General features: G+C 62.1%; 13 protein-coding genes. 5 read left to right on the forward strand and 8 right to left on the reverse strand.

Annotation, left to right across the window (positions count from 1 at the left end):
* The first annotated feature begins 22 nt into the window (after positions 1-22).
* From BM321_RS00990 to BM321_RS01010, 5 genes are all read left to right on the forward strand, one after another.
* A complete protein-coding gene (locus BM321_RS00990) occupies positions 23-1,018 on the forward strand; it encodes a zinc transporter ZntB (protein WP_092441243.1) in 996 nt (331 codons plus the stop codon).
* A 64-nt stretch (positions 1,019-1,082) separates the two neighbouring features.
* On the forward strand, positions 1,083-1,328 hold the full coding sequence (locus BM321_RS00995; RefSeq protein WP_014337331.1) for a hypothetical protein: 246 nt from the start codon (positions 1,083-1,085) through the stop codon (positions 1,326-1,328).
* Positions 1,329-1,330: 2 nt separating this feature from the next.
* Positions 1,331-2,155, forward strand: coding sequence for a mechanosensitive ion channel family protein (locus BM321_RS01000; protein WP_003199523.1), 825 nt, complete (start codon positions 1,331-1,333; stop codon positions 2,153-2,155).
* Positions 2,156-2,246: 91 nt separating this feature from the next.
* Complete coding sequence (gene sigX, locus BM321_RS01005; protein WP_003183614.1) at positions 2,247-2,837, forward strand: RNA polymerase sigma factor SigX; 591 nt, start codon at positions 2,247-2,249, stop codon at positions 2,835-2,837.
* 107 nt (positions 2,838-2,944) lie between these two features.
* Positions 2,945-3,979, forward strand: a complete 1,035-nt coding sequence (locus BM321_RS01010; RefSeq protein WP_092441244.1) for an OmpA family protein — start codon at positions 2,945-2,947, stop codon at positions 3,977-3,979.
* A 215-nt stretch (positions 3,980-4,194) separates the two neighbouring features.
* On the opposite strand, the gene cobA is transcribed toward BM321_RS01010, so the two are convergent.
* From cobA to BM321_RS01050, 8 genes are all read right to left on the reverse strand, one after another.
* Positions 4,195-4,950 carry a uroporphyrinogen-III C-methyltransferase gene (cobA, locus tag BM321_RS01015; protein WP_092327025.1) on the reverse strand — a complete coding sequence of 252 codons (756 nt, stop codon included), beginning with the start codon at positions 4,948-4,950 and terminating at the stop codon, positions 4,195-4,197.
* Between the two features lie 10 nt (positions 4,951-4,960).
* Positions 4,961-7,678, reverse strand: a complete 2,718-nt coding sequence (locus tag BM321_RS01020; RefSeq protein WP_092441245.1) for a nitrate reductase — start codon at positions 7,676-7,678, stop codon at positions 4,961-4,963.
* On the reverse strand, positions 7,678-7,995 hold the full coding sequence (gene nirD, locus BM321_RS01025) for a nitrite reductase small subunit NirD (RefSeq protein WP_018605256.1): 318 nt from the start codon (positions 7,993-7,995) through the stop codon (positions 7,678-7,680). Before nirD ends, BM321_RS01020 begins: the two co-directional genes overlap by 1 nt.
* Positions 7,992-10,445: a nitrite reductase large subunit NirB gene (gene nirB / locus BM321_RS01030; protein WP_092441246.1), complete on the reverse strand. Its 2,454-nt coding sequence runs from the start codon at positions 10,443-10,445 to the stop codon at positions 7,992-7,994. Before nirB ends, nirD begins: the two co-directional genes overlap by 4 nt.
* A gap of 426 nt (positions 10,446-10,871) precedes the next feature.
* Positions 10,872-12,542 carry a bifunctional protein-serine/threonine kinase/phosphatase gene (locus BM321_RS01035; RefSeq protein ID WP_092441247.1) on the reverse strand — a complete coding sequence of 557 codons (1,671 nt, stop codon included), beginning with the start codon at positions 12,540-12,542 and terminating at the stop codon, positions 10,872-10,874.
* 9 nt (positions 12,543-12,551) lie between these two features.
* A complete protein-coding gene (locus tag BM321_RS01040; protein WP_092327020.1) occupies positions 12,552-13,763 on the reverse strand; it encodes a nitrate/nitrite transporter in 1,212 nt (403 codons plus the stop codon).
* A 449-nt stretch (positions 13,764-14,212) separates the two neighbouring features.
* Positions 14,213-14,788 (reverse strand): ANTAR domain-containing response regulator, encoded by a 576-nt coding sequence (locus BM321_RS01045; protein WP_060738484.1) that lies wholly within the window; start codon positions 14,786-14,788, stop codon positions 14,213-14,215.
* Between the two features lie 14 nt (positions 14,789-14,802).
* A complete protein-coding gene (locus BM321_RS01050; RefSeq protein ID WP_092441248.1) occupies positions 14,803-16,014 on the reverse strand; it encodes a CmpA/NrtA family ABC transporter substrate-binding protein in 1,212 nt (403 codons plus the stop codon).
* Between the last annotated feature and the right edge of the window lie 61 nt (positions 16,015-16,075).

Below are 16,075 nucleotides of genomic sequence, written 5' to 3' on the forward strand. Positions count from 1 at the left end.
GCCACAGCCATAAGGGATGAGGATGTTCGAGGAAGAAAACGCGCAATGGGGGCTGGTGCATGCCCTGGTGCTGGACGGTAAAGGCGGCGCGCGTTCCATAGCCCGGACCGAACTCGACGATTTGCAGTTGCAGGCCCACGAAAGCCTGTGGCTGCACTGGGATCGCAGTCATCCGCAAACCCACACCTGGTTGCGCAAGTCCAGCGGCCTGAGCGAATTCAACTGCGACCTGCTGCTCGAAGAGAACACCCGGCCGCGCTTGTTGCCATTGCCCAATGCCGAACTGCTGCTGTTCCTGCGGGGGATCAACCTCAATCCGGGTGCCGAGCCGGAAGACATGGTGTCGGTACGGATCTTCGCGTCCGCCCAGCGGGTGATCTCCCTGCGCCTGCGTCCGTTGCGCGCCACCGATGAACTGTTGGCGCAACTGGCCGAGGGCAAGGGGCCGAAAACGGCCTCTGAACTCATTCTTTATATGGCGCAATACCTCACCAACAAGGTGCAGGACCTGGTCACATGCCTGTCCGAAATCGTCGACGGGGAGGAAGAAAAGCTTGATACCGACGAACGGTATACCCCCGAGCACGACGCCATTTTGCACATCCGTCGAAGGGCTGCCGCACTCAAGCGATTCCTGGCGCCACAGCGGGACATCTTCGGCCAGATGACGCGGCTCAAGCTGCCCTGGTTTTTCGATGACGACGGCGACTATTGGAACGAATTGAACAACAGCCTGACCCGTTACCTCGAGGAGCTGGAATTGACTCGGGAGCGCGTGGGGCTTGTGCTGGAGGCCGAAGACCGGCGCCTTTCGGTGCGCATGAACCGCACCATGTACCGCTTCGGCATCATCACCGGGATTTTCCTGCCGATGAGTTTTCTCACCGGCCTGTTGGGTATCAACGTCGGCGGCATTCCGTTTTCCGAAAGCCCCTACGGTTTCATGTTTGCGTGCCTGCTGATGATCTGCGTGGCACTGGGACAGTGGTGGTTGTTCCGTCGTTTGCGCTGGGTATGACAAAGGTTTCATGTGACCCGACGAAATTTGATCGCGTCTTCCACAGACATCACGAGAGGTGCGTATGCACGATCCGTTTGAACAGTCTTTGCGCGACATGCTCAAGGCTTCGCCTTCCAGCCGGGACGACGATGCATGCCTGGGACGTGTACTGAAAACCGCCAACCGCCAGGTCGGCGCGGGCGATCTGTTCAGCCTGCTGGGCCGCTGGTTGCCCGCGCTGATGATTGCCCTGAATAACGGATCGGCCCATGTCTCGCCGGTTTCCCGCCGTAAACCTGTTACTCGCACCGCTGATAAGGCTGATTGAATATGGAACTTGATCTCTGGACTCAGAGCCTCGTCACGGCAATGACTGCATTGTGGACCAAGGTGGCCAACTTCATCCCGAACCTCTTCGGGGCGCTGGTGGTGTTGTTGCTGGGTTTTGTCGTGGCCAAGCTGCTGGATACGCTGCTGTCCAAATTGCTCGCCAAGCTGGGCCTCGATCGCCTGATGGGCGGCACCGGCCTGACCAAATTGCTGTCCCGTGGCGGCATCCAGGTGCCGATCTCGACCCTGGTCGGCAAGATCGTCTATTGGTTCGTATTGCTGATTTTTTTGGTTTCCGCAGCAGAATCCCTTGGCCTTGAGCGAGTTTCAGCTACGCTCGATATGCTTGCATTGTATTTGCCGAAGGTTTTTGGTGCCGCGTTGGTGTTGCTGGTGGGTGTCCTGCTGGCACAACTGGCCAATGGGCTGGTACGCGGTGCGGCCGAAGGCGTCGGGCTGGACTATGCCGCTGGCGTGGGGCGTATCGCCCAGGGCCTGGTGATTATCATCAGTATTTCGGTAGCGATCAGCCAGTTGGAGGTCAAGACCGACCTGCTCAACCACGTGATCGTGATCGTATTGATTACCGTTGGTCTGGCGGTTGCGCTGGCAATGGGATTGGGAAGCCGGGAAATCGCCGGTCAGATTCTTGCGGGAATCTATGTGCGTGAATTGTATGAGGTTGGGCAACAAGTGCGTGTTGGCGAGGTCGAAGGCCAGATCGAGGAGATCGGCACGGTGAAAACCACATTGCTGACCGAGGAGGGCGAGTTGGTGTCGCTTTCCAATCGGATCCTGCTGGAACAGCATGTGAGTAGCCGCTAACCCGGCAAACCCTGCTAATGTATGCCGCCGCGAAATGCCTGCTAGCACAGGCTGCGGCGCACATTGACCTAGACTGTCGGCCCGACTTGTTTTGAACAAACCCCAATCGCTATCCACGCGCTACGACCCCCGTGATCTCTCCGATGAGGAGTTGGTCGCGCGCGCGCATACGGAGCTGTTCCACGTAACACGCGCCTATGAAGAGTTGATGCGTCGCTACCAGAGAACTTTATTTAACGTTTGTGCGCGGTATCTCGGGAACGATCGTGATGCTGACGATGTCTGTCAGGAGGTGATGTTGAAGGTGCTGTATGGCCTGAAGAACTTCGAGGGGAAATCGAAGTTCAAGACCTGGCTCTACAGCATCACGTACAACGAATGCATCACGCAGTATCGCAAGGAACGGCGAAAGCGTCGCTTGATGGACGCGTTGAGCCTGGATCCTCTCGAGGAAGCGTCGGAAGATAAGGCGCCCAAGCCCGAGGAAAAGGGTGGGCTCGATCGCTGGCTGGTCTATGTAAACCCGATCGATCGGGAAATTCTGGTGCTACGATTTGTCGCAGAGCTGGAATTCCAGGAGATCGCAGACATAATGCACATGGGTTTGAGCGCGACAAAAATGCGTTACAAGCGCGCTCTTGACAAATTGCGTGAGAAATTTGCGGGCATTGCTGAAACTTAGTTCGACGCAAATATCTCTTACGCGTAGGCAAGTTCTGATAGACTTGCCGCCGAGTTGTCCCCCGGTTTGCGGGACTGCTTCACAATCACCAGATGGGGATTTAACGGATGAAACTGAAAAACACCTTGGGCTTTGCCATTGGTTCTTTGATTGCTGCCACTTCGTTCGGCGCTCTGGCACAAGGCCAAGGCGCAGTTGAAATCGAAGGCTTCGCCAAGAAAGAACAATTCGACAGCGCTCGTAACTTCAAGAACAACGGCAACCTGTTCGGCGGTTCGATCGGTTACTTTCTGACCGACGACGTTGAACTGCGTCTGGCCTACGACGAAGTGCACAACGCACGTACCGACGACGGCACTAACGTCAAGGGCGCCAACACCGCTCTGGACGCTCTGTACCACTTCAACAACCCAGGCGACATGCTGCGTCCTTATGTTTCGGCCGGTTTCTCCGACCAGAGCATCGACCAGAATGGCAGCAACGGTCGTAACCGTTCTACCTTCGCCAACGTTGGTGGCGGCGCCAAGCTGTATTTCACCGAGAATTTCTACGCCCGTGCCGGCGTTGAAGCTCAGTACAACATCGACCAGGGCGACACCGAGTGGGCGCCAAGCGTCGGTATCGGTGTGAACTTCGGTGGCGGCTCCAAGCCTGCTGCTGCTCCAGTTCCAGCTCCGGCTGAAGTCTGCTCCGACAGCGACAACGACGGCGTGTGCGACAACGTCGACAAGTGCCCTGACACCCCAGCCAACGTAACCGTTGACGCTGATGGCTGCCCAGCAGTTGCCGAAGTCGTTCGTGTTGAGCTGGACGTCAAGTTCGACTTCGACAAGTCGGTCGTCAAGCCTAACAGCTACGGCGACATCAAGAACCTGGCTGACTTCATGAAGCAGTACCCATCCACCACCACTACTGTTGAAGGTCACACTGACTCCGTCGGTCCTGACGCTTACAACCAGAAACTGTCTGAGCGTCGTGCAAACGCCGTCAAGCAAGTTCTGACCAACCAGTACGGTGTTGAATCGTCCCGCGTTCAGTCTGTTGGCTACGGCGAAACCCGCCCAGTTGCTGACAACGCCACTGAAGCTGGTCGTGCAGTTAACCGTCGCGTAGAAGCGCAGGTTGAAGCTCAAGCTAAGTAATTAGCCCACAGCTTTGGAAAAGCCCGGCCTAGGCCGGGCTTTTCTTTGCCTGCGATTTATGGAAATGAGAGGGACGTTGCCGCAAAACAGTTGGTTAACCACAAAACCTGTGGGAGCGAGCTTGCTCGCGATAGCGGTGTGTCAGCCAGTATTGATGCTGCTGACCCGACGCTATCGCGAGCAAGCTCGTTCCACATTAGGTTGGGTGTTGTTGGTTACAGCGCCGAAGCCTGAACCCACGCAGGCTGTGACGCGGCCAGTTCGGCAGCACCGGCCACCGCGCCAATCACCAGGATCGCCGGGCTCTTGAGCTGGAACGCACTGGCATCGGCTTCCATCGAGGCCAGATCGCTGCGGCAATCACGCTGGTGGGGCAGGGAGGCGTTTTCGATCATGGCCACGGGCGTGTTCGCCGCCAGGCCACCGGCCAGCAACTGCTCGCGGATCTCGCTCAGTTTCGCCACGCCCATATACACCACCAGCGTCGTGCCGCTTTGGGCCAGGGCTTGCCAGTTCAGGCGGCTGCCGTCCTGGGTGTGGGCCGTGACGAGGGTCACGCCCCGGGCAATCCCGCGCAAGGTCAGTGGAATATCGCACTGGGTCGCCCCCGCGAGGCCGGCGGTGATGCCGTTGACCAGCTCCACCTCGACGCCATGCTCGCGCAACCACTGCGCCTCTTCGCCGCCGCGGCCGAAGATGCACGGGTCGCCGCCCTTGAGGCGCACCACGCATTTGCCCTGGCGGGCATAACGCAGCATCAGCCGATGAATGAAGGCCTGAGGGGTGGAACGGCAGCCGCCGCGCTTGCCCACGGCAATGATGCGCGCAGCGGGGCAGTGTTCCAGCACCGCGGCATTGACCAGGTCGTCGATCAACACCACGTCGGCCTCGCCCAAGGCGCGCACGGCTTTGAGGGTCAGCAATTCAGGGTCACCGGGACCTGCACCCACCAGCCAGACTTTTGCGTTCATAGTGTTTTCCTCACGAGATAGCCGCCAGCGGTTGCGCGGTGGCAACCAGCAGGCGTTTGATTTCCGGCACGCAAGAACCGCATTGCGTGCCACAGCCCAATTCCTGTTTAAGCCCCTGCAAGTCCAGGCCACGTTCAATGCCTGCGCAGATCGCACGCTGGCTGACGTTCATGCAGTTGCACAGCGTTTTGCTGCCACCCATTGCGGTGCCAACATTGCCCGGCGGCGCGCTCAAAGGCGCCAGCAGCCAGCGCCGCAGTTGTTCATCGGCACGGCCTTCCAGCCACAGGTTCTGCAGCCAGTGCCGAGCCAGGGTTTCGCCGGCCAGGCGAATGGCGGTGATACGGCCGTTTTCGATGCGCACCCGTTTGCCGATGGCGCGACGCGGGTCGTCATAGGCCAGCACCGGCCCGTCGATCAGGCCCAATTGCTCGTCGATGGCCTGGAGCAGTTGCGGTTCGGGCGCGACGGCGCTGGCAGCGCGAATCAGCAAGGCGGGACGCTCACGGCCGGTCAAGCTCAGGCTGACGTAGGAAAACGCCTCGCACAGGGGGCGCAACGCCTCCAGATGCTGTTGAACATCGCCTTCGATCAAGGCGAAAAGCTGCCAAGGCAGGTTCACCGGCTCCAGGCGCACGCCGCTGTGCTTGAGTTCCGGTTGTTTCGACAAGGGGTCGAAAGCCGGTTGAGTCAGGGTATTCACGCCGCCCTTGAGGAATCGATCGCCCCAGTGCATGGGCAGGAACGCTTGGCCGGGGCGCACGCTGTCGTCGCTGTCCACCGCCACGATCACGCTGCCGCGACGGCTCTTGAGGCTGACCAGGTCGCCCGCTTGCAGGCGATGCCGCTGCAGTTCATCGGGATGCAGGCTGAGTACGGCTTCGTTCACATGCCCAAACAGCTGCGCGGCGGTACCGGTACGGCTCATGCCGTGCCACTGGTCACGCAATCGGCCCGTGTTGAGGGTCAATGGGTAGCGGGCGTCACGCAGTTCCTGGGCGGCGCGATAGGGATCGGCCACGAAACGCGCTCGGCCACTGTCGGTGGGGAAAATCCCGTCCACGTACAGGCGCGTCGTCCCGACCGTGGCGCCATCCGGGAAGGGCCATTGCTGAGGGCCGAGCCGGTCGATCAGAGCATGGCTGATGCCGGACAAGTCCAGGTCGCGGCCACGGGTCAGCTGCTTGTATTCATCGAACAGTTGGGCCGGGGTATCGAAGGCGAACAGGCTGGGCTGGCCTGGGCGCAGACGTTTCTCCAGGCGTTGTGCGAAATCCACTGTGATTGCCCAGTCCGGCCGCGCTTCACCCGGTGCGCCGATGGCCCGACGGACGTGGGAAATACGCCGTTCGGAGTTGGTCACCGAGCCTTCTTTCTCGCCCCAACTGGCTGCCGGCAGCAGCAGGTCGGCAAAGGCGGCGGTTTCGGTGGTCCGGAAGGCTTCCTGCAACACCACGAACGGACAGGCTTGCAGGGCCTCGCGTACCGCTGTCTGGTCCGGCATCGACTGGGCCGGGTTGGTGCAGGCGATCCACAAGGCCTTGATCTTGCCGCTGCGCACCTGCTCGAACAGCTCGATGGCGCTCAAGCCGGTGGTGGCGGGCAATTGCTCGACCCCCCAGTAACGGGCGACGTCGGCGCGATGCTCCGGGTTGGCCGCTTCGCGGTGGCCCGGCAACAGGTTCGACAGGCTGCCGGTTTCCCGTCCGCCCATGGCATTGGGTTGGCCGGTCAGCGAGAAGGGGCCCGCCCCCGGCCGGCCGATTTGCCCGGTGGCCAGGTGCAGGTTGATCAGTGCGCTGTTTTTCGCGCTGCCGGCGGTGGACTGGTTCAGGCCCATGCACCACAACGACAGGAAGCTTGGCGAGGTGCCGACCCATTCGGCGCACTGGTTCAGTTGTTCGACGCTGATGCCGCACAGTTGGGCGACCATCGCCGGGGTGTAGTCGCGTACCAGGTTCTTCAGGTCCGCCAAACCTTCGGTGTGGGCCTTGATGAAGTCGCGGTCGACCCAGTCTTCCCACAGCAGCAGGTGCAAAATCCCATGGAACAAGGCGACATCGGTGCCCGGCAGGATCGCCAGATGCAGGTCCGCCAGATCGCAGGTGTCGGTGCGCCGGGGATCGATGACGATGATTTTCATCTGCGGCCGGCGGGATTTGGCCTCCTCGAGGCGGCGAAAGAGGATGGGATGGGCGTAGGCCATGTTACTGCCGACGATCATCACACAGTCGCTCAGCTCCAGGTCTTCATAGCTGCAGGGCGGGGCATCGGCGCCGAGGCTGCGCTTGTAGCCCACCACGGCGGAGGACATGCACAGCCGGGAATTGCTGTCGATGTTGTTGGTGCCCACCAATGCCCGGGCGAGTTTGTTGAAGGCGTAGTAATCCTCGGTCAGCAACTGGCCGGAGATGTAGAACGCCACGCTGTCGGGGCCGTGCTCGGCGACGGTCTCGGCGAAGACACTGGCGGCGTGATCCAGGGCGCTGTCCCAATCGGTGCGGGCCCGGGCCAGGCCTTTGCCCAGGCGCAGTTCCGGGTACAGGGCGCGGGCGGCGAGGTCGCCGGTCAGGTGCAGGGTGGAACCCTTGCTGCACAGTTTGCCGAAGTTGGCCGGGTGGGCGGGATCGCCGCTGACGCCGAGGATGCGCTCGTCGTCATGCTCGATCAGCACGCCGCAACCGACCCCGCAATAACAGCAGGTCGAGGCCGTGATCTGGCGGTTCATCAGCTTGCGTCCCGCAGGGCCAACTGCACCCGGCCGTTTTCGACCCGGGCCGAATGATGATGGGCACAGCCCACGTCGGGGGCTTGGGCCTGGCCGCTTTCCAGGTCGATCTGCCAGTTGTGCAGCGGGCAGGCCACGCGCTTGCCGTAGACCAAGCCTTGTGACAACGGCCCGCCCTTGTGCGGGCACCGGTCATCGAGGGCGAACACTTCATCGTCGCTGGTGCGGAAAATCGCGATATCGCCTTTGGGGCCGTTGATGATGCGCGAACCGAGGATATTGATCTCTTCCAGTGCGCAGATATCCAACCAGTTCATGCCGGCACCTCCAGGTTTTTCACGGTGATGACTTCGAACTCTTTCTTCAACTGAGGCTGTTCCAGGCGTTGCTTCCAAGGGTCCTGCTCCAGCGACAGGGAAAACTTCAGGCGTTCGTGGAGGGCCTTGCGCCGCTCGGGGTCTTCCAGCACGGCCTTCTTGATGTGCTCCATGCCAACCCGCTGCATGTAATGCACAGTGCGTTCGAGGTAGAAGGCTTCCTCGCGGTACAGCTGCAGGAAGGCGCCGTTGTATTCGCGCACTTCTTCGGCGGTCTTGAGCTTGACGAAAAACTCGGCGACTTCGGTCTTGATCCCGCCGTTGCCACCGATGTACATCTCCCAGCCGGAATCGACGCCGATAATGCCGACGTCCTTGATGCCGGCTTCCGAACAGTTGCGTGGGCAGCCGGAAACGGCCAGCTTCACTTTGTGGGGCGACCACATGTTGAACAGGTCGTGCTCCAACTCGATGCCCAGTTGGGTCGAGTTCTGCGTGCCGAAGCGGCAGAACTCGCTGCCCACGCAAGTCTTCACGGTGCGGATGGATTTGCCGTAGGCGTGGCCGGACGGCATGTCGAGGTCTTTCCAGACGCCGGGCAGGTCCTGCTTCTTGATCCCCAGCAAATCGATGCGCTGCCCACCGGTGACCTTGACCATGGGCACGTTGTACTTGTCGGCCACGTCGGCGATGCGCCGCAGCTCGGAGGGGTTGGTCACGCCGCCCCACATCCGCGGAACCACGGAGTAAGTGCCGTCTTTCTGGATGTTGGCGTGGGCGCGTTCGTTGATCAGGCGCGACTGCGGGTCGTCCTGGGCTTCGCCGGGCCAGGTGGAGATCAGGTAGTAGTTCAGCGCCGGGCGGCAGGTGGCGCAGCCGTTCGGGGTGCGCCAGTTCAGGTAGCTCATGGCCCCGGCGATGGTCAGCAGGTGCTGGTCGCGGATCGCCTGGCGGATCTGGCCGTGGTTGAGGTCGCTGCACCCGCAGATGGCTTTTTCGCTTTTCGGCTTGACGTCCGCCGCGCCGCCGACGGTGTTGATCAGGATCTGTTCCACCAGGCCGGCGCAGGAGCCGCAGGAGCTGGCGGCCTTGGTGTGTTTTTTCACGTCATCGACGCTGAACAGCCCGTGTTCCTGGATCGCCTTGACGATGGTGCCCTTGCACACGCCGTTGCAGCCGCAGACTTCAGCGCTGTCGGCCATGCTCATGGCCTTGTCCTGGCCTTGGTGGCCGACGTCGCCCAAAGCGTTCTCGCCAAACATCAGGTGATCGCGGATTTCGCCGATGGCGTGGTTTTCACGGATCTGCCGGAAGTACCAGCCGCCATCCGCCGTATCGCCGTACAGGCAGGCACCGACCAGCACGTCGTCCTTGATCACCAGCTTTTTGTAGACGCCGCCGATGGGGTCGGAAAGGGTGATGGTCTCGGTGCCTTCGCCGCCCATGAAGTCCCCGGCGGAGAACAGGTCGATGCCGGTGACTTTCAACTTGGTCGACGTGACCGAGCCCTTGTAAGTGGCGAAGCCCAGTTGGGCGAGGTGGTTGGCGCAGACCTTGGCCTGTTCGAACAACGGTGCGACCAGACCGTAGGCGGTGCCGCGATGGTTGGCGCATTCACCGATGGCGTAGATGCGCGGGTCGTAGGTCTGCATCGTGTCGTTGACCAGGATCCCACGGTTGCACGGGATGCCGGATTTTTCCGCCAGTCCGGTGTTGGGGCGGATGCCGGCGGCCATTACCACCAGGTCGGCGGGGATGATGTCGCCGTTCTTGAACTGCACCGAGCCGACCCGGCCGTTGCCGGCGTCGTGCAGGGCTTGGGTCTGCTCGCTGAGGCGGAACTTCAGGCCACGGTTTTCCAGGGCGGTCTGCAGCAATTGGCCGCTGGTCTTGTCCAGTTGCCGTTCCAGCAGCCATTCGCCCAGGTGCACCACGGTCACGTCCATGCCCCGCAACTTCAAGCCATTGGCGGCTTCCAGGCCGAGCAGGCCGCCGCCGATGACCACGGCGTGCTTGTGGGTCTTGGCGGTGTCGATCATCGCCTGGGTGTCGGCGATGTCGCGGTAGCCGATCACGCCGTCCAAGGTGTTGCCGGGGATTGGCAGGATGAAGGGCGTGGAGCCGGTGGCGATGAGCAGGCGATCGTATTCGGCTTCGCTGCCGTCTTCGGCGATGACCCGGCGCTTGACCCGGTCGATCTCCACCACTTTGCGGTTGAGCAGCAGCTTGATGTCGTTGTCCAGGTACCAGCTCAGGTCGTTGAGCACGATCTCTTCGAACGTCTGCTCACCGGCCAGCACCGGCGAGAGCAGGATGCGGTTGTAGTTGGTGTGGGGCTCGGCGCCGAACACCGTGATGTCGTACAGCTCGTTGCTCAGCTTGAGCAGTTCCTCGAGGGTTCGAACCCCGGCCATGCCGTTGCCGATCATCACCAGTTTGAGTTTTTTCATCAGGGTTCTCCGCAAGCCAGGCCCGTTTCGTCACGGCGATCGGACTGGCTCGGCAATTTTTACGAAAACAAAAAAAGGCGTCCCGCTAGCAAGCTAGCGAGGACGCCTTTGTCCTGGTCCCGTTCTCTCGGGAAGCACCGCCTCCATCGTTGGAGGCGTTGCTTTATGTATGGTGAGAGAGGTTATGCAGTGGTTGTGCCAAGTGGCTGGAAGGTGCGGATTTGTTGAAGGGCGGGCGGGAGAGTCGAGTTGAAGAGGGATTTATTGCACCGAATCAAAGCGTGTTGCCCGGTAATGGAGCGTGGAGGCGGTGGATATGTAGTGGCAGGCAAGCCGCTATCGCGAGCAAGCTCGCTCCCACATTGGATCTGCGGTGGACACACAACCTGTGGGAGCGAGCTTGCTCGCGATAGGCGCGACCGGGTCTCAGCTGTGAAACACCAAAAACAGCAGCACAACATTCACCCCCAACGACACCAGCGCCAACGTCCGCCAGACCTTCAGCGGCTCGCGCTCCAGCAACGGCCTGGGCCTTACGCTCAAGCTGCGGCGCTCGCCCTGTTCCAGCAGCAACAGCCACTCCTCGGCGGTTTCAAAGCGTTGTTCCGGGTCTGCGGCGACGGCGCGTTCCAGGCTTTGCCCGAGCCATTCGGGCAGGTCCGGCCGATAGCGGCTGGCACTGACCGGTACACCGAAGCGCGGGCGCTGGAAGGCTTCGATTTCGCCGTAGGGATAATGCCCGGTCAGCAGGAAATACAAGGTCACGCCAACGGCATACAAATCCTGTTGGGCCGTGGGCGCGGTGCCGCCGAAGGCTTCCGGGGCGATGTAGCTGGGGGTGCCGGGCAGCACGTTGGCCTGGTCTTCGGACAGGCCCGGGCAATATGCCAGTCCAAAATCCAGCAAGCGCAATTCCCCGTCGTCGCCCAGGTGCAGGTTTTCCGGCTTGATGTCGCGGTGGTAGATCTGCCTTCGATGCAACAGGCCCACGGCCCGCACCAGCCGTTGCGCCAGGTCCAGCCATTGGGCCAGGGGCAGCGCCCCGGCCTGGTTGAACAGTTCGGCCAGGGTCGCCCCCGGATACTCTCGCATCACGTAGTACAAGTGCTGCCGCTGGGGAGCGCCATGGACCTCGGGAAACTGCCGCCCGGCGACCCGCTTGAGAAACCATTCTTCCGAGAGCAAGGCCTGTCCGGCCCGGCTGTCGTCCTGTAGCTGCACGGGCAGGGTTTTCAGCAGCCAGGGTTGGCCTTGGCCGTCGTGTACCCGGTAGAGCAACGATTGCTGGCTGTGGCCGAGCAGGCTTTCGATCTGCCAGCCCTCGAAGACCTGGCCCGGTTTCAGCGCCGGCGGCAGGGGCCATTGCTGCAACTGGATCAGGGCATCGCCGATGCTGGCTTCACCCACCGCATCGACCCGCACCAACAAGGCGCTGGCGTTGTCCTGGCTGCCGGCCAGGTGCGCGGCGTTGACCAGCGTCTGCGCGGCCAGGTCCAGGTCCGGCTGGTCGCGCAGGATGCCGGCGATGGCCGTGTCCCCCAGGACCGCCCAGACACCATCGCTGAGCAATACGAAGGTTTCGTCGGTGCGCAGTTCACCGTCGAGAAAGTCGAGGATCAGGTGTTGATCCAGGCCCAAGGCGCGCTTGAGCACATGTTGCATGCCCGGCTGTTCCCAGACGTGGTCTTCGCTGACCCGTTGCAGGTGATCGGCATGCCAGCGGTAGACCCGGCAATCGCCGACGTGAGCGAGGGTAAAGCGCCGGCCCCGCAGGACCAGGGCACTGACGGTGGTGAGCAGCGGTTGCCCGCCACCGTTGGCCTGCAGCCAGCGATTCTGTGCCAGCAGCAGCCGGTCCAGGGCCTGGGCCACGCCCCAGGTTTGCGGCGTGGAATAGTAGTCCAGGGCCAGGGCCTGCAAAGTCGAACGGGCGGCCAGCCCGCCATCGGCGCATTGGCTCACGCCGTCGGCGATGGCGAACAGGTAACCCTTGCTGGCGGCCAGGGCCGGCGCCGGGGTGACCAGGCGCAGGGCGTCCTGGTTTTCTTCCCGCGGGCCGATGGCGCTGGCTTCGGCGAAGCTCAATTGCAAGCTCATGGTTGCAGGTTATACCCGAGCCGCAGTGACGGCGGCCGAACCCCAAGTGGTTCTCCAGCGGCGCTTGACGCCGTGCAGGCCGAACCAGGCCAGGACACCGAGGCTGGCGAACATCCACAGGGCCAGTTGATAGCTGCCGGTGCTTTGCTTGATCGCGCCCATGCCGGCCGCCAGGACGAAGCCGCCGATGCCGCCGGCCATGCCGATCAGCCCGGTCATCACGCCGATTTCGCGACGGAAGCGTTGTGGCACCAGTTGGAACACTGCGCCGTTGCCCGCACCCAAACCGAGCATGGTGCAAACGAACAGGGCCAGGGCCGCATAGGAGCTTGGCAGGTTGAAGCCCACCGCCGCGATGCAGACCGCCGCTACGGTGTACATGCCCAACAAGGTGCGGATGCCGCCGAAACGGTCCGCCAGGGCACCGCCCAAGGGACGCATCAGGCTGCCACCGAAGACGCAGGCGGCGGTGTAATAGCCGGCGGTGACCGGGCTCAGGCCGTACTGGTCGTTGAAATAGCCGGGCAGGGCGCTGGCCAGGCCGATGAAACCACCGAAGGTCACGCTGTAGAAGAACATGAACCACCAGCTGTCACGATCACCCAGGGCCTTGAGGTAGTCGGCCATGGATTTGGCTTTCGGCCGCTCGGGGGCGTTCTTGGCCAGCCAGGCGAAGAGGACCAGGGTCAGTACCAGGGGGATCAGCGCGAAGCCGAACACGTTGGTCCAGCCGAAGGCCACCGCCATCACCGGAGCGATCAACGCCGCGAGCACGGTGCCCGAGTTACCGGCGCCAGCGATGCCCATGGCCTTGCCCTGGTGCTGTGGCGGATACCATTGGGAGGCCAGCGGCAGGGCCACGGCGAACGACGCGCCGGCCACGCCCAGGAACAAGCCCAGCAACAACGCTTGCTCGTAGCTGTGGATGCCCAGTTTCCAGGCGCAGAACAGCGCACCGATCACAATCACCTGGCCGACCATGCCGGCGGTCTTCGGTGAAATCCGGTCGGCCAGCAGGCCCATGAACAGGCGCAGCACGGCGCCGGCCAGGATCGGTGTCGCCACCATCAGGCCGCGTTGTTGGGTGGTCAGGTGCAGGTCGGCGGAGATCTGCACCGCCAGTGGACCGAGCAGGTACCAGACCATGAAACTCAGGTCGAAATAAAGGAAGGCCGCGAACAGTGTCGGGGTGTGGCCGGATTTCCAGAAGCTTGAATTCATCGCGCACCTCAGCTGTAAAAGTCTCGAGAAATGAGTCAGTGCTTAGGGCAGTGCGCCGTCTGTGGTCGCACCACCGGCTCCGAAGAGCCAAAACAAAAAAACGCCGCAACCCGGATCGCCAGAGAGGCAAGGAGGGTGTGCGACGTCTTTGTCGTAGGTGGGGCAACCGCCGTTGGTTACCTGTGGGATTGCTTAAGCGAGATCTGTGCCAACAGTAGGGATTGGCGTGAGGGCTATCGCGAGCAGGCTCGCTCCCACAATGGTTTTTCAGAGGCCCTGAACCTGTGGGAGCGGGCTTGCTCGCGAAGACGGTGGGTCAGTTGACATTAATGCTGGAAGTTAGATTGCTATCGCGAGCAAGCTCGCTCCCACATTGGATTTTCAAGGGCCATGAAACCTGTGGGAGCGAGCTTGCTCGCGATGGCGCCAGGCCAGGCGCTACAAGGCTTTCAGCCGAGCAACTCGTTCATGGCTATGATCTGCTCCGCCACCTGGATCAGCTTCTGCTGGCGGCTCATGGCCTGGCGGCGCATCAAGGTGTAGGCCTGTTCTTCGTTGCAGTCCTTCATCTTCATCAACATGCCCTTGGCCAGTTCGATGCGCTTGCGTTCGGCCAGTTGCTGGTCCCGGGCCAGGAGCTGGGCGCGCAGGGCCTGGTCGCTTTCGAAGCGGGCCATGGCCACGTCGAGGATCGGTTGCAGGCGCGCGGCGTGGATGCCTTCGACGATGTAGGCACTGACGCCCGACTTGATCGCCTGGCGCATCACATTGGGGTCGTGCTCGTCGGTAAACATGACGATCGGTCGTGGTTGGTCGCGACTGACCAGCACCACTTGCTCCATCACATCGCGTCCGGGTGACTCGGTATCGATCAGGATCACATCCGGGCGCACCGTTTCGACGCGTGCCGGCAGGTCGATGGTCAGGCCGGATTCGTCGATCACTTCAAAGCCGGCTTCAATCAGGGCGGCCTTGAGGCGGCCGACTTTTTTCGCGGTGTCGTTGATCAGCAGGATACGCAGCATGGTCGTGGCTCCTGTCAGCGGCTGGCGAGAAGGGGAGCCGCATCGCTCAAGGCGTGCAGTTTGAAGCTGCGGGCGTACCCGGCCGGGTCCGAGCCATCCCAGATGATGCCGTCGATCAGTTGGCTGCTGCGCATGTCCTGGCCCGGGAGCGCGATGTCCAGCGCTGCACAGGCTTCACGGTACAACTTGAGCTGCTGGACGTCCCGGGCCACGGCCAGGTAATCCGGGTCTTCGCGCAGCAGGCCCCAGCGACGGAACTGGGTCATGAACCACATGCCGTCGGACAGGTATGGCAGGTTCACCTCGCCATCGCCGTGGAAGCGCATGGCGTGGGGATCCTGCCAGCTGTTGCCCAAACCGTCGGCATAGATCCCCAGCAGGCGCGGCTCGATGCAGTCCAGCGGGGCATCGAGGTATTCGGGTGCACTCAACAGTTGCGCGGTGCTGCGACGGTTTTCGCTGCTTTGTTCGATGAAGCGGCTGGCTTCGAGGATCGCCATCACCAAGGCCCGGGCGGTATTGGGGTATTGCTCGACGAACGCCCGGGTGCAGCCCAGGACTTTTTCCGGGTGGTCGGGCCAGATGGTCTGGGTGGTCGCCAGGGTAAAGCCGAGGTTCTGCTTCACCGCGCTGGCACACCACGGTTCGCCGACACAAAAGCCGTCGATGCGCCCGGCTTGCAGGTGCGCAATCATTTGCGGCGGCGGCACTACCACGCTGTCGACGTCCGACAAGGGGTGGATGCCCTGGGCGGCGAGCCAGTAATAGAGCCACATGGCGTGGGTGCCGGTGGGGAAGGTCTGGGCGAAGGTCAGTTTCGGGCGAGTTTGGTGCACGTGCCGTTCCAGTGCCTCAGGACTGGTCACGCCCTGGGCCTGCAAGCCGTGGGACAAGTTGATGCTCTGGCCGTTCTGGTTCAGCCCCATCAGCACCGCCATGTCGGTCGGTGCGACCCCGCCGATGCCCAGGTGCACAGCGTAGACCAGGCCATACAGGCTGTGGGCGGCATCGATTTCACCGCTGACCAGTTTGTCCCGCAGGTTGGCCCAGGATGCCTGGCGCTTGAGGTTCAGGGTCAGGCCGTAGGGTTGGGCGAAGCCTTGGGTGGCGGCGACCACCACCGGGGCGCAGTCGCTCAACGCCATGAAACCGAGATTGACCGCGCTCTTTTCCGGGGCATCGCTGCCATTGACCCAGGCCAGGGGGGTGGCTGGAACTTCATTCATCGCGCTTCACCTTTACACATAAAAAAAGCGCCGTCTCCGAGCCAAATGCCAGAGCCGGGCC

Source organism: Pseudomonas sp. NFIX10, from assembly GCF_900111955.1.
GTDB lineage: Bacteria > Pseudomonadota > Gammaproteobacteria > Pseudomonadales > Pseudomonadaceae > Aquipseudomonas > Aquipseudomonas fluorescens_AA.